This window comes from Gemmatimonadaceae bacterium (genome assembly GCA_036003045.1).
GTDB lineage: Bacteria > Gemmatimonadota > Gemmatimonadetes > Gemmatimonadales > Gemmatimonadaceae > JAQBQB01.
Map to the genome: position 1 here is coordinate 120,192 of DASYSS010000050.1, position 19,814 is coordinate 140,005.

Consider the following 19,814-nt stretch of genomic DNA (forward strand, 5'->3'; position numbering starts at 1 on the left):
AGCCATGGAGTGAGCAGACGCTAGCTCTCCGAAAGAATCCCTAGCCGCAGCGCCAACTGCACGTAGTCCGACCGGTGAGCGAGCCCGAGCTTTTCCTGGATCCGTTGCTTGTAGGTGTCCACGGTCTTCGGGCTGATGAACAGTCGCTCGCCGATCTCCGGTGCCGAATAGCCTTGAGCGACGTACTTCAACACATCCTGCTCCCGTTGAGTGAGCTTTTCGAAACGCGCCCGCTCCTCGGCGGCCGGATCCTTTTTCGTGAGGTTTCTCGCGAGGACGCGAGCTGCCGCGGGCCGCACGTAGACGTCGCCGTGCGCCACGGCGCGCACGGCGTCGACCAGATCACGATCGGCCGCGCTCTTCACCAGATAGCCCGCCGCGCCCGCCTCCATCAGCGGCACGAGATAGTCTTCCTCGGCGTGCATGGTCAGCACGAGCACGCGCGACGCGAGGCCCTTCGTCACGATCTCTTTGGTCGCGGTGATGCCATCCGTGTCGGGCATATCGAGATCCATCACGACGACGTCGGGCTGAAAGCGCTCCACCATCGTGATCGCCTCGCGGCCGTTGCGGGCTTCGCCGATGATCTCGATGTCCTTGGCCGCGCCCAAGACCGCGCGCAAGCCGGCGCGCACGACCACGTGGTCGTCGGCGAGCACCACTCGTATAATGTCGTTCGTCATCGTGCCCTTAGAATGAAATGGGCCGGGATGCGGCGTCCAGTGGGACGGTCGCTGAAATTGTCGTACCGCTCCCCTTCGCGGTGTGGATGTCGAGATGGCCGTCCAGCAGGTCGACGCGTTCGCGCATCGACGTGAGGCCCATTCCCGCGCGCCGCGCGTCCGCGTCGGCGAGATCGAATCCGACGCCGTCGTCATGGACGCTCAGCGTCGCCTCCTCGCTCGCCTGTTGGACGGACATGCGGATTCTTCGCGGCGACGCGTGGGTGGTGGCATTGCGCACGGCCTCCTGGGCGACTCGATACAGCACGCCTTCCACGTCGCGTGGGAGACGCTCCGGACGCGCCGCGTAGTCGACGTCGATGTCCACGCCGTTCCCATACGATGAATCGCGCGCCAGCTTGCGAAGCGCCGCCTCGAGTCCCAGGTCGTCGAGCACCCCGGGGTGAAGCGCGTGAGAGAGCGCGCGGGCTTCGTGGAGCGCATACTCGGCCGAGTCGCGCGCCTCATGCAAGCGCTCGGCAACGAGCGGATCCGTCGAGTCGCGCGCCGCGGCCGAGAGTTGAAGAAGGACGGCGGCAAGATGTTGGGCCACGGAATCGTGGAGCTCGCGCGCCAGCGCGGAACGCTCGCGATCCTCCGCGGCGATCACCTCCGCGGCGAGGACCCGCATCTTGGCGCGATCGGCCGCCAGGCCGTCGAGCAAGATGTTGAACATCGAGCCCACGCGCAGCACCTCGCGGTCGGCCACGGCCGACCGTTCGACGCGCACGCCGTAGTCACCGTCCCACACACGCGTGGCGACGGCTTCCAGATCGCGAATGGGACGCAGCGCGACGAGCGTGAGCGCCAAATGCATACTGACGACGGCGGTGATCGCGACGATCACGAACGCGTTGATCGGTCCGCCGACGACGAGCCAGATGCCCGTGAACAGGCCGACGACGAGGAGATTCGCCCCGACGAGCTTGGCGACCAGCGGCACGCGAAGCGCGGCGAGCCGAATGCCTCGCCGCGCCCCGCGTGACGTCACGCCTGCACGACCAACGCGGTCACCATGCCGAACATCCCGTGGTCGGACTCGGCGTGGGGCAGAATGTGGCAATGAAAGGCCCATGTTCCCGGATTGTTGCAGTGGACGATCACGTCCCATCGCTCGCCCGGCGCGACGTTCAGCGTGTCGCATTTCCAGGGCGCTGGGACGGGCCAGCCGTCCTTGGCGATGACGGTCATGTGCATCCCGTGCAGATGCATGGGATGGATCATCATCCCCTCGTTCATGAAGCGGATGCGAACTCTTTGCCCGAGCTTCGCCACGATGGGCTGCGTCGCCGGGAAGCTCTTGCCGTTGAACGTGTATCCGTGTGCGCCGTCGTTGAGGATGAACACTTGATCGACCTCGGGCGTGTCGTCTTTCGTCTTCTCCTTCGGTTCAACGATGAACGCGCCGAGGAGACCGAGACCGACCTGCTTCGCCGAGTTGTGGTGCGAGTGGTACATGTGCGAGCCGTGATTCGGCACCACAAACTCGTAGGTGAACGACTCGCCGGGCTTCACCGGCGGCTGCGTGATGAACGGAACACCGTCCATCGCGTTGGGCAGCTCGAGGCCGTGGAAATGAATCGCGGTCGACTCGGGCAGCTGGTTATGCAGGATGACTTTCACCCGATCGCCCGACGTAACGCGTATCTGCGGTCCGGGCACCTGATCGTTGTACGCCCAGGCCTCGACCATGTGACCGGGCTCGGTCTCCCACTGGATTTTTTTGGCGGTGATGTCGTAGACCTTCACGCCATTCTCGATGCGCGGCACCAGCAGTTGGTTGCCGAGACCGGCCGTCTTCGCGGGAAACGCCTTGATGCCTTTCTCGTGCATCGCGTCCATCGCCTGCGCGGCGGCGAGCTCCGAGGCGCCCTTCGACGTGTCGTTGGCACCCATCGTCCCGCCGGTTTGACCCGATGCCGCGGGAGCGGCCTGTGACGACGCGGCCTTCGCGGGTTCCTGCTTGCACGCCGTGGCGACACCGGCGACGACCGCCGCGAGGCCGCCCTCCCGAAGGAATCGACGGCGGGACGTGCTGCGGTCGAACAGATCGACAAAGGGTCTATTGGGCATTGGTCGGTTCAGGTCAGCTGTGTGTCGTACGCGAATCTCGTACAGCGAGCGCCGGCACTCTGTCGGGCAAGAAGTGAACTTTTGAAGGGGATTCCCCTACACGCGCGGAGAGGGACACACCTGTCCGGGCTGTGTCCCTCTCTTACCGAGCGATGCCGCTGAACGACTGCCAGTGCGGCTATTTGTCGTTCACGACTTTGTCGTTGATCGCGGCCGCGATCGCCCGGGCACCCACAGTCAGCTCGAAGTTGACCTTGACCTCGTCTCCCGTCCGCAGCGTGCCGAACATCGCGGTCGGCGGCTTGATGCCGTAGTCCGTCATCTTGATCGGCACCATGCCGGTCGCTTTCACCGTGCCATCCGGCAGGCGTGTCGCGACGACGTCCATCGTCAGCTTGTTCTCCTTCCCCGCGATGGCGAGCGTGCCGTTGGTCTTCAGCGTGAACTCGCCGGCCTCGCCGGGAGCGGCGTCGAACGTCGCGAGGATGTAGGTGATATCAGGTGTCTCGTTCGCCTTGAGCGCCTTGTACAGGTTGTCATCCATCCCGCCGTGCCCGCACTTGAGCGCCTTCACCGGGACCTTCACCTCGACCCGCTTGAGCGCCTTGGGCGTCGCGGTCGCCAGCTCGGCCACCGCGGCCGCGTCGAGCTCCAGAGCGGCGTCGAACTTGTCGGCCTTGCAGCTCCAGCCATGCAGGTTGGAGGTACCTTCGATCCACAGCTTGCTGTCCGCGCCAACGGGCACGCGAGTCGTTTGAGCAACGCCGGTCGCGGCGAGAGCACCCAGGAGGGCGGCGGCGGCGATGTAGGATCTGGTCATGGTTCTCTCCGTATCAGCGGCGGCGGGGCGCTGCGTCGGTCGGCGTAAGTCCCGTCGTCGATCTGGACATGAAGATCGGGTCCCGGAGCCGGGCCATCCGTCGGGCGAAAGTGGAACCTGGGTGCGGAAACGTGGACTGGCCGTGTGGTGGAAACCCCGATGGTTCGACCGCTTCGTTGAGACGACGATGGAGCCATGCGCAACCGGCGGATCGTGGGGGCGACGCTGATCGCCCTCGGTGCCGCGATCGCGAGCAACGCGGTGCTCGGCCCATTGGTGCTCGGCGTCATTCGCATTCACGAATCGCCGGCAATGGAGACGCAACTGCTCGGCGGCGAACTGACGTCGTTGTTCATCGCGGCTCCGCTCGCGATCGCGGCCGGTATCGCCTGGTGGCGGGGCGATCGGCTCGCGCCGTTTCTCGCCGCCGGCCCCTCGGCCTATGCCCTCTACACGTACGTCCAATTCGTGCTCGTTCCGGACTACTCGCGATACCCCGGCAACAACGAGAACTACTTCTTTCTGTATTTGAGTCTCGTGATCGCCGGCTGGACGATGTTGCTCGCCGCCTGCCGTGCCATCGCGGCGGGCGCGCCGCGCATCGACACGCGTCTCGCTCGGACGACGGGTGCCGCCATGCTCGCGGTCGGAAGCTCGTTCGCGCTCGCGTGGGTCGGTTCGATCGTTCGATTGTCGAATCCGCCGCTCCCGACGGAATATCTCGAGCATCCCACCGCGTTTTGGCTGATCCGGCTGATGGACCTCGGCTTCGTGATTCCGGCAAGCCTCACCACCGGTTGGTTGCTCGTGCGCGGTGCGGAATCGGCCGGTCGCTGGGCCTACGGCTTCATCGGCATGCAGACGCTGCTCACCTGTGCGGTCGCGGGGATGGCGATACGGATGGCGCTGCGCGACGATCCGGCGGTGACGACGCCACTCCTCGTCGTCTCGACGACGGGCGCCGGCGTGTTTCTCGTGCTGTACGTGCTCGCGCTTCGCAACGCAGCCGCCTGAGAAACAAACCGACGCGCGCCCGGGGCCCAACAATCACTCGACGACGAGATGCCCCTTCATGCCGAGCATCGCGTGCGGGTCGCATTGGAAGTAGTAGCTGCCGGCGGGCATTTTGACGGCGAGGTCGAGCGTCTGCCCGGGGAGCTGGAGCAAGTCGCTGGCCGACTGCGGATAGCTCGAGCGGCCGGCGTTGGAATCGGGAAGGAAGTGCACGTTGTGCACGCCCACCTTGAGCGTGTAGCGAATCACGTCGCCGGGTTTCGCGTGGACCTCAGCCGGCTTGAAGTAGTTGCCCACGGCGTCGGAATAGAGCTCCACGGTGACGACCTTTCCTCCCGGATCGGGCGTCAACGGCGACGTGCTGAATGCGACGGCCGACGGCGCGGCCTCCGCGGCGGTGGGAGCCTTCTCGGCGGCGGGCTTCTGCTCGCCGCCGCACGCGAGCGCGATCAGCGCGGTGGCGCATGCGAGCGCGTGTAGTCCGCGAGCGATTTGCGACGTGTGAACGGTTCTCATGGTCGGTTGGTCGGTTGATTGAGATGATTGTTTGATTTAGAAGTCCTTTCGCCTGAACCAGCGCCAGCCCAGAGCGACGGGTGCCGCGATCCAGACGAACAGCATGCCTGCGGCGAGGCATGCCCCGGTGTTGCCGGCGAAAACCCGCTCGAACACCGCCCCCGTGTAACCGAGCAGGGCGGACGCGTCGAGACGCATGAGCAGCAGCACGCGGCCGAGGTCCACCGGGTTCGCGAACATGAGCACGAGCAGCGGACGTTCGATCGGATAGTCACCGAGGAGTGCGACGCCCGTGAGCACAATCCCGTCGTACGCGACCGCGACGAGCAACCACACGCCGAGCGCGACGCCGACGCCTCGCAGCCGGTCTTCGGTACGCAACGCGACGCAGAAGGCGATCGCCGTGAAGGCGCACGTCAATGCCGAGCCGACGACCAGCAACACGGCGAGCGCTGCGCGAACGGCGGGATCTCCTCCCCCGCGGAGGACGAACGGCATCGCGACGCCGATGACGAACCCCGCCGTCGCGGGAAGCGACAGCCCCGAATAGAGCCCCGCGTACAGGGACGAGCGGCGAATCGGCTGCGCCAGCAGCAGCTCGGTGAACTCGCGCGTCGTGTACACGTAGATCGTGGCGAGAACCAGCGTCGCGAGCGGGATGATCATCAGGCTCGCCGTGGCGAGGCTCAACACGGCCTTTGCCTGGTCGCCGGAAAAGCGAAGGAGGCCCTCGCTCAGCAGCAAGAAGAAGCCCGAGTACACGAGAATCCATCGACTGCGCATCACGTCGCGCGCCTGGATCGCGGCGATCGTGCGAGCGACGCTCTTCATGCGACCTCCCTGATCATCAGCGACGCGATCGCGCGCTCGAGGTTGTGCTGCCGCGTTTGTTCGGTGAGCGCCTCGATCGGACCGGCGTAGCGCACGGTCCCATCGAGGAGGAACGCGACTTCGTCGCATAGATCCTCCAGCTCACCCATGATGTGCGACGTCACGAGCACCGTCGCGCCGGCCTCGTTGCGCGCGAGGATTTCGTCCTTGAGCGTCGCACTCGACAACGGATCGAGACCGGCCGTCGGCTCGTCGAGCACGAGCACGTCGGGACGAAACAGGAGTGCGAGTGCCGCATTGACCTTCTGCCGTGTGCCGCCAGACAGAACACGGAGCGGCTTGTCGAGATGATCGCCCAGTCCGAGGTGTTCCATGAGCTCGTCGTCGGTCACGTCTTTGCCGCGCAGAGCGCGCATCATTCGAAGGAGCTCGGCTGCAGTCAGGTTGTCGGGAAACCGCGCGATCTGCGGCATGTATCCGATGCGATCGCGATAGGAGTCGCCGCGGCGAATCGACACACCGTCGACGAGGATGTCGCCGCCGGTCGGATGGGCGAGGCCGAGCAGCATCTTGATGAGCGTCGTCTTCCCGGCACCGTTCGGGCCGACGAGTCCGACAACCCGTCCGCGGCCGATCGTGAGGTCGACGCCTCGCAGCACGGCGGTCTGGGCGAACCTCTTCGCCACTCCGCGGAATTCGATCATCGCACGGACACCGTCGTTGGGAAGGAGATGGGCTTCATCGCCGGAGCGCTGTCGACCAACGCTTCCGGCGTGAGCGACGGCAACACCCGCTCGGCGGCGTCCAGGAGCGACGCGAACGTGCTTCGCAGCAGGATGAGCGACGCCGGCTGGTGTGCGACGATCACGGAGAAGAGCCGGACGGGACGATGCGGCACGTCACCGGTCCCGTCGCGGTTCACGTCGTAGCCGCGGTAGTCGTCCCAGTAGTTACCGGAAAAAACGGTGGACAGCGACCGGCTGTTCGTCGCGAGCTCGAAGGTGTTGGCGACGAAGTTGTTTCGCTCGAAGCGGCCATCGACGGTGCTGGCCTCGAGGCGCACGGCCCAACCGTTGTTCGTGAACTGGTTGCCGACGGCGACGATTCGGTTCGCGCCGTCGGCGACGAGCGCCGTCGTGTTGTGGTCGAAGACGTTGCGCTCGAGCCGTGCATCGCTGATCTCCTTGAGCAGGAGGCCGTACGCGGCGGGCCCCCAGTTGTCCTCGAACCGGTTGCCCGTCATCGCCACGGTCTTCGTGTACATCACGGCCACACCCGATCCGTTTCGGCGGAACGTGTTGCCGGAGTACCGGCAGCCGTCGGAGTACATGAAGTGAAGGCCGTAGCGCAGATTGCGCGCGCTCGTGTTGCCGCGGACGTCGGTGTCGTGGACGAACTCGAAGTAGATGCCGTCGCGCTGACCCGAGACGTCGTTGTTCTCGATCGTGATCCGGCGAGCGCGCCAGAGATGGATCCCGTTGCCGGCCTCGGTCTCGCGCAGGCCCTGCCCGCGGATGACGTTGTCCGCCACGCGACAGTCGGTCACGTCGGCGAGGTAGATGCCGAAGAATCCGTTCTCGACGCGGTCGTGATCCAACGAGCAGCCGCGCACGTGGCTCGCTTTGATCGCGGCCCGGTCCTCGACGAAGCTCGTCCCTACGTTGCGCAGGACGAGTCCGCGTACCGTGACGTCGTCGGCGGTGACGAGTATGAGGCCGTGATTCCCTTCCCCATCGAGGATCGGCGTGCCTTCACCGACGAGTGCGATGCGCTTGTCGATCGTCACAAGCGGTTCGCGGTACCGACCCGCGTGAACGACGACCGTATCGCCATTCTGCGCCGCGGCGACGCCGGCTCCGACGGTTTGATACGCTCCCCCCGGAGTGACGTCGAACCGCCGTTGCGCGGCGAGCGCCGCGGGCACGAACAACCAGATCAGCGCGAGCGTTCTCACTGCAGGTCGCTCCATCGCTTGATCGTCGCCGCGTCGATGAATCCGAGCGCGGCGGCATCGCGTGCCGAGGCGACCGCCGCCCACCCGTGACTCGATCCCATCGGAGCCCGCCCTTCACCGACGTCGACGAACCGAGCCGTGCTCGCGTCGATGAGCGTGCCCGGATGGCGAAGGTCGGAGACCCACACGGAGGCGACGTCGTGCGCGGCCGCCGCCTGACGATAGTAGGCGACGAGGCATTCGATCGAGTCGAACTTGAGCGTTCGTCCATGCGCGGTGACGATCGCCGCGGCGAATCGGCCGTCGCCGATCAGCATTCGGCAGTACGTGCACGCGTCGGCATTGACCGCGATCGGCTCGGGCTTCCCCGGTGCGCAGGCGACGACGAGCGACAGGATCGCGACGCGCATCGCGCCCTTGCGCCGGTTGCGCAGAGTCAGCCGGGCGGCGCGCATCACGCGGCCGCCTCCACCGTCGCGTGCGGACGCGCGAGGTAGACGGAGAGACAGCCCACGACGAACGCGACGCCAATGAGGATGGCGCCGGTCGTCGGCCACGAGATCGCGGTGAAGTTCAGCAACTGCTTCGACCCGATGAGCGGCGGCTGATAGCTCATCCCCGGCACCTTGATGATGGCGTGCGCGGTGTCGAGCTCGTGGCCGTACTCGTACTCCCAGTGGTAAAAGTCGCTCAGCGCGACGACGCCGAAGACGGCGAACGACGCGAGCCACCCGATCGCCATCCAGCGGCGTCCCGCCGCGGCGACGACGAACCCCAACACCGCGAGTCCGCCGATGCACCACGGGATCACGCGAAGCTCCGCGATCTCCTCGGGCTCGATGGCCTTCATCCCGATGTAGTGATTGAGCGAGTTGATGCTCTGGAGGTCGTGCTCCCTCGCGCCCACCACCGTGCCGGCGTGGATGTCCATCCCGAGTCCTTCGGGGTACTGCGGCGCCAGCAACCGGATCCGCCAGAGCGGCGTCGCCAGCGACACGAGCACGAGCGCGGATGCGAGCAAAATGAGGAGTCGCGAAAGCTTCGACATGTTCGGCTCTACTTGGCGTTGTGGTCCATTTGGGCTTGCGCCTTCTTACTCACGTTCGCCATGAGTTTCACGTTCGATCCGGCCGGGGAGACGCGGATGTAGCCTTGCATCTCCTGGTGCAACGCCGAGCAGAAGTCGGTGCAGTAGAACGGGTAGACGCCCGGCGTCTTTGGGATCCACGTCAACGAGCGCGTCTCACCCGGCTGCAGGATCAGCTCGGAGTTATTGTTGCCCAGCACGGCGAATCCGTGCAGGATGTCCCAGTCCTGCTCGATGTTGGTCACGTGGAACACCACGGTGTCGCCGACCTGCACGCCCTCGATGTTGTCCGGCGCGAAGTGGCTGCGAATGGCGATCATCTTGATGTCGACGCGCTTGCCGGCGCGCGCGATGCCGCCGTCCGACTCGCTGCGCGTGACCCACGGGCTCGTGTTCTTCGCCAGCTGGTAGAACTTGACCTGCTTCTCCTTGATCATGCTCGCCGGCAGTGCCTGCGCGTAGTGCGGCTCGCCGATCGTCGGGAAATCGAGCAGCAGTTTCATCTTGTCGCCGCTGATGTCGATCAGCTGCGCCGACTGCGCCATCTCGGGCCCCGTCGGCAGATAGCGATCCTTCGTGATCTTGTTCATGGCGACGAGGTACTTCCCCCACGGCTGTTTGCTGTCGCCGCCCGGAATCATGAGGTGGCCGATGCTGTAGTACGTCGGGATTCGGTCGACGACCTCCCACGTGCCGAGCTTCCACTTCACGACTTCCGACGAGATGAACATCGACGTGTACGCGTAGCCCTTGCCGTCGAATTCGGTGTGCAGCGGACCCAGGCCGGGCTTCTGAACCTCGCCGGCCATCACGGCGTCGTATTTGAGCACCGGAATCCCGTCGACGGTCTTCTCGAACGCCTTGTCGGCGATCGCCTTCTGCAGCTTGGTGAACGAGTGGACCGGAATGACCGTGGCGAGCTTGCCGCCGGCGACGATGTATTCGCCCGTCGGATCCACATCGACACCGTGCGGCGACTTGGGCGTCGGCAGATAGTAGACGACGCCTTCGCAATCGCCCGGGTTGATCATCTTGACGCCCGACTTCTTCTCCGACTTCGCGATGCGCGACGACTCGTCGACCCAGTTGTGGTAGTACTCGGCCGGCGCCGCCTTCGCCTTCCCCTGTGCCACGCACTCCTCGGCGCGCTTGTAGTTCACCGCGGCGATGAAGTCCTTGTCGTTCTGCGACGCGTTTTCTTCGAGCTTGGTGTTCGCCTGCTCGCTGTTGTACGAGGTGAAAAAGAACCAACCATTGGAGGGCCCTTTGCCGGCATGGCCGAGGTCGTAGTCGAAGCCGGGCATGAGGATCTGGAACGCGATGTCCATTTTTCCCGGTTGGTCAGCCGTCGCGAACGTCAACGTGCCGCGGAAGTTCTGCTTGTAGCTCTCGATGGGGACGTCGGTATTGGGCACCGGAACGCTGAAGCGCGTCGCCGAGACGACGTACTTCGAGTCCGGCGTCGTGAAGGGCGACGCGTGGCCGCCCGCGGCGTTCGGGATCTGGAGAATCTCGTCCGTCTCGAACCGCGTGAGGTCGATGCGGGCGATGCGCGGCGTGTTGTTCGCGTTGATGAACAGCCAGCGTCCGTCGGGAACGCCGTTCGTCATCGACAGCTCGGGGTGATGTGAGTCGTCCCACGGCACGAAGCCGTAGGTCGTCTGGAAGAGCGGCTTCGTCTCCTCGTTGTAGCCGTAGCCGTCTTCGGCGAACTGTGAAAAAACCGGTATGACTTTGAGGAGCCGGCCGGACGGCAGCCCGTAGACGGCGATCTGCCCGCTGTACCCGCCGGACATGAACGCGTAATACTCGTCGTAGCTGCCCGGGGCCACGTACACCTTCGACGCGGCGTCGCCGCTGACGAGCGACTGGGATGGCGCACGGTTCGCCGTGCACGCGTAAATGAGAACGATGGCGACGGCGACGGCCGCGCCCGCCAGTCTCGTGGACCATTGGCGCAAAGGCGACATAGGAGAACCCCGCGAGGAGAGAGAAAGCGCAACGCTCACATCGAGGTGCGAGTTGCATTGAAGATCGGGTATCGCGGAGCCGCGGTCCGTCCGATTTCCAATGGATTCGACGTCGGGATTTTCCCGACGCAAAGTGCGGCGAGTCGAGGACAGCGATCGACAGCGAGCGCCCACAGCTTCCACGAAATGCCGATGCATTCCGTGCGGCCGGGAGCGACCGATGCTTTCGACGACCGCTGACCACGCGCTTCGCGCGGTTCTCTACCTCGGCCAGCGACCGAAGGGACAGGTCGCGTCCGCCGGCGAGATCGCCGACGCGATCGGCGCGCCGCGCAATTACCTGTCGAAGACGCTCCATGCGCTGACGAGAGCCGGCGTGACGACGAGCGTTCCCGGGAGGGGCGGCGGATTCGCGCTGGCCGTGGCACCCCATCGGCTGACGCTGGCGCGGCTCATCAACGTATTCGACGGGGCGGATGCGCCGAGGCGATGTCTGCTCGGCGATCGTCTTTGCACAGCGGAGCAGCCGTGCGCGGCGCACCTGCAATGGACGCAGATTCACCGGATGCACGATCAGGCCCTCAGCTCGACGACGATCTCCGACCTTCTTGGAGTGGGCGACGCGCGTTAGGCGGCGCGTCGAGGCGCGACAGGGTGGGGCTCGGTCGCCACCGGCTTCTCGTCGGTGTCAGCGCGCCGGCGTTCCGACCGTGGCGGGACCGACGTCCGCAGCGCATTGAGGATCACGGCGACGTCGATCACCTCCTGCAGCGCGGCTCCGACGATCGGCGCCAAACCGCCGAACGCGGCGACGAGCATGGCGACGCCGCTCAGTCCGAGTCCTACGCGGATGCTCTGTCGCGCAATCCGCATGGTGCGATCGGCGATCACCTTCGTCTCGCTGACGCGTGAGAGCGAATCGACCAGGATGATGACGTCGGCTGCCTCGGCGGCAATGCCGCCGCCGTGCGAAGCGAGCGCCACGCCGACATCCGCCGTGGACAGCGCCGGCGCATCGTTGATGCCGTCGCCGATCATCATCACGACGCCGCCTTCGGCCCGCATGCGCTCGATGAACTGCGCTTTGTCACCCGGCATGAGATCGCCGTAGGTCTCTTCGATTCCGACTCGCGCGGCGATGTCGCGGGCGATCGGCGCGTGATCGCCCGAAAGAAGCGCCATGCGGCGGATCCCGGACGATTCGAGAGCGCCGAGCAGGCCGGCGAGGTCGGGGCGAAGCTGGTCCGCGTACTCGAACACCGCGGCGAGCCGCTGGTCGATCGAGACGTAAGCCCGCAACGTCGCGCCGGGCCGCTCGAGTCGCGCCGCGGCGAGGACACCTCCGACGCAGTCGGGGACGATGAATGAGCGGGCGCCGACCCGCACGTAGTGGCCGTCGACGACCCCCGCAACACCCTGGCCCGGCGTCTCCAACGCTCCAGTGCTTTCGGGGACCCGTATGCGTTCGCTCTGCACCGCATCGACGAGCACGCGGGCGAGCAGATGACTCGACCGCCGCTCGACGGCCGCCGCGTAGCCGAGCACCGTCGCCCGATCGAATCCCGTGTCGACGGCGACACGCTCCAGCATGGGCGTGCCGACGGTGAGTGTGCCGGTCTTGTCGAACACGGCCGTGTTCACTTCGCTCAACGCCTCGAGCGCCCCACCGTGTCGAATGATCACGAACCGATGGGCGGCGCGATTGATCCCGCCGATGATCGCGACCGGAGTCGCGAGAATCAACGGACAGGGTGTGGCGACGACGAGGATGGACAGCGCGCGCATCCAATCGTGCGTGAGACCCACCGCGATCCCGCAGACCGCCACGGTGATCGGCGTGAACCAGACGGCGTACCGATCCGCGAGCCGTTGCAGCGGCGCTTTGCTCGTCTGCGCGCTGCGTACCAGCTCCACGATTCGCGCGTATTGACTGCGCTCGGCCGGCGCCATCGCGATCATTCGAAACGAACCGAATCCATTGGCCATGCCGCTCATCACGCGCGTCGTGCGCGTCGCCCGCAGCGGCGCAGATTCGCCCGTGAGCGACGAGGTGTCGAGCTCGGATTCGCCATCCACGACGACGCCATCGCAGGGAACGAGATCGCCGGGCAGGATCAGAAGCGTGTCGCCGATCCGAACGTCGGCCGCGGGCACCTCGTCCACGGCTCCCTCACGGACCCGGCGCGCCTTTCGCGGAGCGGCGGCTTCGAGCGCGCGAACCGCCGCCGACGCGCGCCCCTCGGCATACCGCTCCAGCGCCTCTCCGCCCGCCTGCATGAGTACGATGACGAGTCCGGCCAACGGCTGGTCGAGCGCGGTGGCCCCGATGATCGACAAGGACGCGACGATGTCCGTCGCGAGGCGCCCGTGCGCGACCGCGCGCAGCGTACGAAAGACGATCGGCGCTCCCGTCGCGACGACGCCGAGCATCCACACGTCCCGCGCCAGATTGGGCCGGCCGAGGATGGCGCACACGCCGCCCGCCGCGAGGAAGAGCAGCGTCGACCCGAGCGAGAGGAGGCGAACGCGCATCGATTCGGTCTCTGTGCTCACGCGCCGCGAAGCGTCGCCAAGGCGGGAGCGACGTCCGACTTGCGCAAACGACAAAGCGCCCGATCCTTGATCTGCCGGACTCGTTCACGCGTCACGCCGAGTCGTTGCCCGATGCTCTCGAGGGTCATCGGGTCTCCTCCATCGAACCCGAAGTAGAGTCGCACCACCGTGGCTTCGCGGTCTCGAAGCGCGGCCAGTGCGGTCTCGATGGACTCGGCGAGATCGGCATTCACGGCTTCGTGGTCGGGCGGTTCCGACGAATCGTCGGGCATGAACTCCAGGAGGCGTGCGTCGTCGCCGACGGCCGCATCCAGCGAAACCGGCGCTCTGGCGATGTGCAACGTGACCGCCGCATCGGCCGCGTTGATGCCGGCCTCCTCGATGAGCTCGAGCTGCGTCGGCTCGCGGCCGAGCTCTTTTCGCAACACGTCGGCGTGGCGGCTGACGCGCCGCATGGCCGTGAACCTCGTCAGCGGGACCCGAACGGCGTGACCCGACTCGGCGATCGCCTGAACGATCGCTTGGCGAACCCACCAGATCGCATATGAAATAAATCTCACGCCGCGTGTCTCGTCGAATCGGTGCGCGGCGCGGATGAGACCGAGGTTTCCCTCGTCGATCAGGTCGGCGAGTGGAATGCCGTGATGCTGATACTTCTTCGCCACGGAGACGACGAACCGAAGATTCGAGCAAATCAAACGGTCGGCGGCAGGCGCGTCTCCGCTCCGTGCCCGGCGCGCGAGATTGGCCTCGTCGGCCGGTGTGAGGAGGGGGTACGACCCGATCTCGCGCAGATAAGCGCTGAGTGAGTCGCCGGCCGATTCTCGATGACGCCGAGTGGATGCGGACATGCGGATGCCTTGGAGGTTTGATGCGGATGAAGCCTACCCATGCGTCGCGGCGGGTTTAGTCGGCGGCCGCCCGAAAAATCGTCGGGGAAACCCGCACCGTCGCGACGCGTCGGGCGTTTCCGGCGTCTCGCGCTTCGTTTGGCCGGGGAATCCGAGCCATCGCCGAAGAATTGAAGGTCGTGTTGCCGAACTCACACCTGCGAACGGACACCGACCTCGCGCCTGGCGTGGCGACGACGCTGAAATGGGACGTGTAGGTGCACGTCTGAGTCGCGCAGCGGCGCGGCGCGTTGGAGGCTGCCGGCCAAGCGGCCGGCAGCCGCAGGAAGCGAGCGTCGTATGGCGTTATCGCTCCAAGAGGGCGCGACCAAGCGTGTGCCCTCTCACTCGCCGACCAGCGATGGGAGCTGTTTCGCTACCTCGGCTTCGTCGAGCGTCAGAGCCGTCGTCGCGCGCTCCGCAGGCCGGTAGAGCAGAACGGGAACCCGGCTGGCGCGAAGGACTTTGTCGGCGACGCTCCCCAGCAACAGGCGTGAAGCTCCGCGGCCGTGCGTCGACATCGCGATGACGTCGATGCTCCGCGTCTCGGCTTCGTCGACGATCGCGCGCGCTGCATGCTCCGCGACGACCGCACGCGCCTCGATCGCAATGCCGGTTTCCTCGTGGATGCGCTTTGCCACCAACTCGATCTCGGTGGTCGCGTCGTCGACGAGCTGCTGAGTCGCCGCCTCGTCGGGAATCACCGGGAGGGTCGTCACCGGCATCGTCGGCTCGTACGCCACCATGATCGGAATGATCGGCACGATGCGAAGCAGCGTGATCGCTGCATGCGACGCGCGCGCCAAATCCGCGGCTGCCGGTACGATGCTCTTTGCCAGGCCCGATCCGTCCAACGGAACGAGAAGCCGCTGGATCCCGCTCCGCGTCGCGCGGCGGTTCGGCGTCTCGTGCTCGGGGCGCAGCATGAGAACCGGAATCGCGGATTTCCGCATGACCGCATCGGCGACGCTCCCGAGCCATGTGCGGCTAAAGCCCGTTCGTCCATGAGACGTCATGACGATGAGATCGGCGCCGATTTCGCGTGCTCGGCGGACGATCGTTTCCGCCGGCGCCCCGCGAAGCACCGTACGCGTCGTGGAGACGTGTGTCCCCGACTCGACGTCGGTCGCAACCGCGTCGAGATACTTCTGTTCGGCCGCCATGTCGTCCCAGGGGAGATCGGCGTAGCCGGCGAACGGGAATGGTTCGTGAACCAGGACGAGTTCGATCGAAGCCCCGGACTCACGAGCGATGGACGCGGCGTGACCGATCGCTTGTTCAGCCAGCGATGATCGATCGAGTGGAACCAGCAGTGTGTGGAACATGGATGCCTCGGCGAGAGCGACTGACCTGGGGTCAATCTTGGGCTGGTGAGCTCCGTTCAGAATCGGCGAATAACCGGGTCGGAGTCGGCGTTTCGCCGACGACCACCTGCGGCGCCGGTATCGCGCTCCGCCGTGGTCGCTCGGCGACCGCCTCGAGGAACGCGTTGCCGAGGCGAACCGGACACATGTCGCCGGTCCGCCTCGGCAGTCCCCCGCGCCGTCGTCGTCGAATGCCGATCAGAAGAACTGGAGGCCAACCACGATCGGGGTGAAGCTCGTGTATGTGCCGACGCCGCCGCTCACACGGTAGGCGAGGTCGGACTTCACCTGGAAGAACCGCGTCTCGACGAACAACTCGGTGGATCCCCACTCGAGCGATGCGCCTGCTCCGACGTTCCACCCGAAGGAAGTGTTCGCATCGCTGAAGGTGAGCTTCTGCCCAGCCAACGGACCCGTCGACCCGTAGACGCCTTCGGCGACACGGTGCGCGCCGACTCCGGCGAGCGCGTACACGTGCGACCGCGTGGGTCCGCCGGGAGCGTGAGCTCTGAGCTTCACGTCGGCGTTCAGCGACCAGACCGTGATGTCGCCGCTCGTACTCGTCGTGACACCGGCCACATCGTGGATCCGAGTACCGTTCATGTGATCGACCGAAAAATCGGTGCGGAAGCCGAACGGCTGATCGGTGGCGTCCCAGCCGAATGGAATCGTCGCGTTCCAACCGCCGGTGTAGCCGTCGCGTGTATCGCGCTGCGGCGAGCTGGCGCCGCCCGCCAGGCCGAGGTAGAAGCCGCGCGCGAGGTGGCGCTGGCGCGCGAGCGACGCCTCCTCCGCCGTCTTTTTCGCGAAGGCCACCGAGTCGAGGAAGTACTTCTGACGTTGCGCGGCCGCGATGACGCGCTCACGATCGACGGCGTCGCGCACTCGCGCCGCCGATTGTGCCGAGTCCAGGCGACGCTGAGCCTCGCGGGCCAGTTGCTCGCGATCGTACTGCTCCCGTCGCACGGCGGCGACGGCTCGAGTGACCGAGTCTTGATCCACCGCGCACGGCGGCAGCTTCACTTCGCCGGCCGCTCCCTGCACCTTCACCGTCGGCTTCGTCTCCTTGACGATCTTCATGCGTTGGTCGGACATGACGGGCTTCTTCGCCGCGTCCTTCGCGATCTTCGCCGTGTCCTTCACGATCTTCGGCCGTGGTACTTGCGCCGCCGCACCGCGGGGAGCGCCGCCCGCGCACAGCAGCAGGCCGAACATCGCCGCGAGCCCGCTGTTGAGTAATCTCTGACTGGACATGCTCGCCTCCTGTTGGCTTGCCAAATGCCGGAAAGGACGGCGCCGATGCGCCAAGCATCCTTTCGACACCGTCAGGCTAGCGATCGGGCACGTCGCGGTCTGTCGGCGCGGTGGCCCACGATTGTGCGGCGACCCCTGTCGTCCGGAATCCGGCGGCCGTGCGCGGAAACTCGGAAATCTGTCGGCCGGCCTCCTGACAGGCGGAAGATGTCAGTGGTCCCCGCGCCATCCGCGCGGCCTCTTTTCGCGACGAACTACTTCGTCGCGGCGCCGACGTCGGGCGGCGCAATCAGGACCGAACTTGGCGCGTCGCGAACGATTCGTGTACGAACGCTGCCGATGAGAATTCGATCGATGAGCGCCAGCGGGTGACCGCCGAGCGCGATCAGATCGCAGCGTTCGCGGCGCGCGAAGCTGACGATCGCGCTACCCGCCTCCCCGGTGAGCATCGCGGCGGTCACGCGCCGCTTGGTCCGCGTCCGTACCAGCGAAGCCACCTCGCCCAACTTCGCCCGCGCGCCCGCCCGATACAGGTCGATCAAGTCCCCGGGTTTTGCCTTGGCTTCGCCGAACGCGCACACGTGTGCGACGAACAGCGTGCCGCCCGGGCCAAGCAGCTGCGCGGCGAGTGTGGCGGCGGCCAGGCTCGCGTCCGTGAAATCAACGGCTGCCACCGCGCGCTCGGGAAGGCCGGTCGCGCGCTTGTGAACGGCGAGGACGGGAACGCGAGCGCTGCGCATGACCGCAATGGCCGTCTCGCTCCCGAAGATCCTGTCCAGTCGGGAGTGACGCCCGGTTCCGACCACGATCATGCGTGCCTTCCACTCGTCGGCCGCGGCAGCTACCAGATCGGCGGGCGTCCCGGTGAAGGCGCGCACGATCCACGAATCTGATTGCGGAATTTCGCGCAACGATTCGCGAATTCGGTCGTGCACGTCACGCCGCGTTTTTTCGTCGATGGACGTCGGCGGCCGCAACGTGATGCGTGCCGAGAAGTTGTGCGGGAACGGCGCGGCGACGCCCAACGCGACAACGGGAGCGTGAATCGAGGCCGAAAGCGCCGCCGCCACCCGCAGTGCGCCACGTGATTCGTCCTCGCCCGCCGTCGCGACAAGGATCGGGCGCTCGGACGACGAAGCCTTCGGCTTCGAGGCCGCGCGGCGCGAACGCGTGGCGATGGCGGTCACCGATGCCCCCCTCGTTCCAGCGTTCCAGTGGTCTCCGCGATGGCCGCGGACGGCGCCGCGGTCGCGCCAGCGCGAATTTCGGTGTGGCGAATTTGTCCGCCGAGGTTGGCGACGTACCCGACGACTCCGACACTCGCGACCATGGCGGCGATCGCCGTGACGGTCACCCCGCGAGGAATCGGCCGGCGGCGGTACACGACGAGCGCAATCGCGGCGAGGACGCCAATCGCCACCATCATCGCGGTCGCTACGACGGCCGCGTCCTCGTGACGCTCCATGATTTCGCGGGAAAACGCCGGAAGCTTCTCGACAGCCCCCTCAGCCGCACCGCCGGTCGCGAACACCATGAGCGTGGCGATGCCCAGCAGCGCGAGAAATCCCAACGCTACCCGCGTCAATTCGTCGCTTCTTCTCCACACGGCGACGGCGAGCAGCAGCGCGGCGAAGACGGTTCCAATGACGGGGGCGTGGTTGAGCATGAGATGAAGGTGAACGAGACTCATGAGCTCTCCTTGTCGGCGCGGCGCGATATTCGCGCCACCGTGGGCGGCGGCCGAACGCGCGCTTCAATGTGCGCCCGTTCCGACGGCACCGGAGTCGGGGAACGACCGTCGGCGGCTCGGCGGTCCGCCTGACGACTCCGTCGCGTTTCGAAACGCCGGCCTCGGGCGAGCTATCGTCCCGGGAGGGGCTCCGACACGACGAACACCGAGCACGGCGCTCGATGTAACACCGTACGCAGCGTGCTGCCGAAGGGTGACGGCGCGATTACGAGCCCGCCGCTGCGCCCCATCACGATGAGATCGGCGTGCGTTGCCGCAGCGATGTCGAGGGTGACGTCCGCGACCTCCCCGTGTCTCACGATCGCCGACGCGCGCCGCCCCTGGAACCCGGCCGCCGTCAAGTCGGAAAGCCAATGCGTCGTCGCGTCGCGAATCTCTTGCTCGACCACGCGCTGCGCGGCCAGATCGTCGGAACTGCCCGCGTATGCCATCGATCCAACGTACGCGTAAAGCGACTCGCTCCACACGTGGAGCAGCTTGACCTCGGCATCGAACGTCACGGCGAACCGGCTCGCCCACGCGAGGATGGATTCCGTCAGGCGGCTTTCGTTCACGGGAACGAGCACCGTTCGCGGCGCCCGTGCCGGCGGATCGATGGCGACAAGCACCGGCATCGGTGACGTGCGGACGATTCGCTCGGCCGTCGAACCGAGCCAGCGCGACCGCGCATGGCGATCGTCATGAGGACCGACGACGATCACGTCGGCCCGCCGCTCTCGCGCCGCCGAGACGATCTCTTCGTGCGGCTTGCCGACGCGGACCTCGAATTTCGCGCGTGTCGAGATCGACCGGATCGCGTCGCTCATGCGCCGTTCGGCGCTGCGGCATGCCACCGATTCGATCGTATCGGTCGCTGGCAACAGTTGTTCGGCGAACGCCGGCCGATCGGGCAGCGAGACCGCGTGCACCAGCGTGATCTCCGCATTCGGCGCGAAATGTTCCGCGGCCCAGCGGGCGGTGACGATCGACGTCTCGCTGAAATCCATCCCGACGACGAGGGATCTGATGTGCATGCG

The 19,814-nt window shown here is 66.3% G+C and carries 20 protein-coding genes; 2 read left to right on the forward strand and 18 right to left on the reverse strand.

The features are described 5' to 3' along the window. Nucleotides 1-20 precede the first annotated feature (20 nt). The 4 genes from VGQ44_13290 to VGQ44_13305 all read right to left on the reverse strand — a co-directional run bounded on the left by VGQ44_13290 (nucleotide 21) and on the right by VGQ44_13305 (nucleotide 3,615). Nucleotides 21-683, reverse strand: coding sequence for a response regulator transcription factor (locus tag VGQ44_13290; protein ID HEV8447797.1), 663 nt, complete (start codon nucleotides 681-683; stop codon nucleotides 21-23). A gap of 7 nt (nucleotides 684-690) precedes the next feature. Beyond that, a complete protein-coding gene (locus tag VGQ44_13295) occupies nucleotides 691-1,713 on the reverse strand; it encodes a sensor histidine kinase (GenBank protein HEV8447798.1) in 1,023 nt (340 codons plus the stop codon). After that, on the reverse strand, nucleotides 1,710-2,795 hold the full coding sequence (locus VGQ44_13300) for a copper oxidase (protein ID HEV8447799.1): 1,086 nt from the start codon (nucleotides 2,793-2,795) through the stop codon (nucleotides 1,710-1,712). Before VGQ44_13300 ends, VGQ44_13295 begins: the two co-directional genes overlap by 4 nt. 178 nt (nucleotides 2,796-2,973) lie before the next feature. Then, nucleotides 2,974-3,615 carry a YceI family protein gene (locus VGQ44_13305; protein ID HEV8447800.1) on the reverse strand — a complete coding sequence of 214 codons (642 nt, stop codon included), beginning with the start codon at nucleotides 3,613-3,615 and terminating at the stop codon, nucleotides 2,974-2,976. A gap of 195 nt (nucleotides 3,616-3,810) precedes the next feature. On the opposite strand from VGQ44_13305, the gene VGQ44_13310 reads away from it, so the two are divergent. Continuing rightward, on the forward strand, nucleotides 3,811-4,629 hold the full coding sequence (locus VGQ44_13310; GenBank protein HEV8447801.1) for a hypothetical protein: 819 nt from the start codon (nucleotides 3,811-3,813) through the stop codon (nucleotides 4,627-4,629). Between the two features lie 33 nt (nucleotides 4,630-4,662). Here the strand turns inward: VGQ44_13310 and VGQ44_13315 are convergent, their stop codons facing one another. The 7 genes from VGQ44_13315 to nosZ are packed head-to-tail and all read right to left on the reverse strand — an operon-like array spanning nucleotide 4,663 to nucleotide 10,987. After that, complete coding sequence (locus VGQ44_13315; protein HEV8447802.1) at nucleotides 4,663-5,145, reverse strand: plastocyanin/azurin family copper-binding protein; 483 nt, start codon at nucleotides 5,143-5,145, stop codon at nucleotides 4,663-4,665. 36 nt (nucleotides 5,146-5,181) lie between these two features. Continuing rightward, nucleotides 5,182-5,976 (reverse strand): ABC transporter permease subunit, encoded by a 795-nt coding sequence (locus VGQ44_13320; GenBank protein ID HEV8447803.1) that lies wholly within the window; start codon nucleotides 5,974-5,976, stop codon nucleotides 5,182-5,184. Next, nucleotides 5,973-6,680: an ABC transporter ATP-binding protein gene (locus VGQ44_13325; protein HEV8447804.1), complete on the reverse strand. Its 708-nt coding sequence runs from the start codon at nucleotides 6,678-6,680 to the stop codon at nucleotides 5,973-5,975. The genes VGQ44_13320 and VGQ44_13325 overlap by 4 nt, the downstream gene beginning before the upstream one ends. Beyond that, nucleotides 6,677-7,930: a nitrous oxide reductase family maturation protein NosD gene (locus VGQ44_13330; GenBank protein ID HEV8447805.1), complete on the reverse strand. Its 1,254-nt coding sequence runs from the start codon at nucleotides 7,928-7,930 to the stop codon at nucleotides 6,677-6,679. Before VGQ44_13330 ends, VGQ44_13325 begins: the two co-directional genes overlap by 4 nt. Continuing rightward, the gene (locus VGQ44_13335; protein HEV8447806.1) at nucleotides 7,927-8,385 is read right to left on the reverse strand and encodes a nitrous oxide reductase accessory protein NosL; all 459 of its coding nucleotides are present in this window, start codon (nucleotides 8,383-8,385) and stop codon (nucleotides 7,927-7,929) included. The genes VGQ44_13330 and VGQ44_13335 overlap by 4 nt, the downstream gene beginning before the upstream one ends. Beyond that, entirely contained in the window at nucleotides 8,385-8,978 is a 594-nt protein-coding gene (locus VGQ44_13340; protein ID HEV8447807.1) for a hypothetical protein, read from the reverse strand. Before VGQ44_13340 ends, VGQ44_13335 begins: the two co-directional genes overlap by 1 nt. A gap of 8 nt (nucleotides 8,979-8,986) precedes the next feature. Further along, nucleotides 8,987-10,987 carry a Sec-dependent nitrous-oxide reductase gene (gene nosZ / locus VGQ44_13345; protein HEV8447808.1) on the reverse strand — a complete coding sequence of 667 codons (2,001 nt, stop codon included), beginning with the start codon at nucleotides 10,985-10,987 and terminating at the stop codon, nucleotides 8,987-8,989. Between the two features lie 220 nt (nucleotides 10,988-11,207). Between nosZ and VGQ44_13350 the strand changes: the two genes are divergently transcribed. After that, a complete protein-coding gene (locus VGQ44_13350; protein ID HEV8447809.1) occupies nucleotides 11,208-11,618 on the forward strand; it encodes an Rrf2 family transcriptional regulator in 411 nt (136 codons plus the stop codon). Here VGQ44_13350 and VGQ44_13355 read toward each other — a convergent pair. The 7 genes from VGQ44_13355 to VGQ44_13385 form a co-directional block, all read right to left on the reverse strand. Next, nucleotides 11,615-13,519 carry a heavy metal translocating P-type ATPase gene (locus VGQ44_13355; GenBank protein ID HEV8447810.1) on the reverse strand — a complete coding sequence of 635 codons (1,905 nt, stop codon included), beginning with the start codon at nucleotides 13,517-13,519 and terminating at the stop codon, nucleotides 11,615-11,617. The two genes, VGQ44_13350 and VGQ44_13355, sit on opposite strands and share 4 nt — an antisense overlap. 17 nt (nucleotides 13,520-13,536) lie before the next feature. Continuing rightward, nucleotides 13,537-14,391, reverse strand: coding sequence for an RNA polymerase sigma factor RpoD/SigA (locus VGQ44_13360; GenBank protein HEV8447811.1), 855 nt, complete (start codon nucleotides 14,389-14,391; stop codon nucleotides 13,537-13,539). A gap of 383 nt (nucleotides 14,392-14,774) precedes the next feature. Beyond that, complete coding sequence (locus VGQ44_13365) at nucleotides 14,775-15,755, reverse strand: universal stress protein (GenBank protein HEV8447812.1); 981 nt, start codon at nucleotides 15,753-15,755, stop codon at nucleotides 14,775-14,777. A gap of 237 nt (nucleotides 15,756-15,992) precedes the next feature. Beyond that, entirely contained in the window at nucleotides 15,993-17,048 is a 1,056-nt protein-coding gene (locus VGQ44_13370) for a hypothetical protein (GenBank protein ID HEV8447813.1), read from the reverse strand. 254 nt (nucleotides 17,049-17,302) lie between these two features. Next, nucleotides 17,303-18,235, reverse strand: coding sequence for a universal stress protein (locus tag VGQ44_13375; protein HEV8447814.1), 933 nt, complete (start codon nucleotides 18,233-18,235; stop codon nucleotides 17,303-17,305). Continuing rightward, entirely contained in the window at nucleotides 18,232-18,738 is a 507-nt protein-coding gene (locus tag VGQ44_13380; GenBank protein HEV8447815.1) for a hypothetical protein, read from the reverse strand. The genes VGQ44_13375 and VGQ44_13380 overlap by 4 nt, the downstream gene beginning before the upstream one ends. Before the next feature lie 170 nt (nucleotides 18,739-18,908). Then, on the reverse strand, nucleotides 18,909-19,811 hold the full coding sequence (locus tag VGQ44_13385) for a universal stress protein (protein HEV8447816.1): 903 nt from the start codon (nucleotides 19,809-19,811) through the stop codon (nucleotides 18,909-18,911). Nucleotides 19,812-19,814 lie beyond the last annotated feature (3 nt).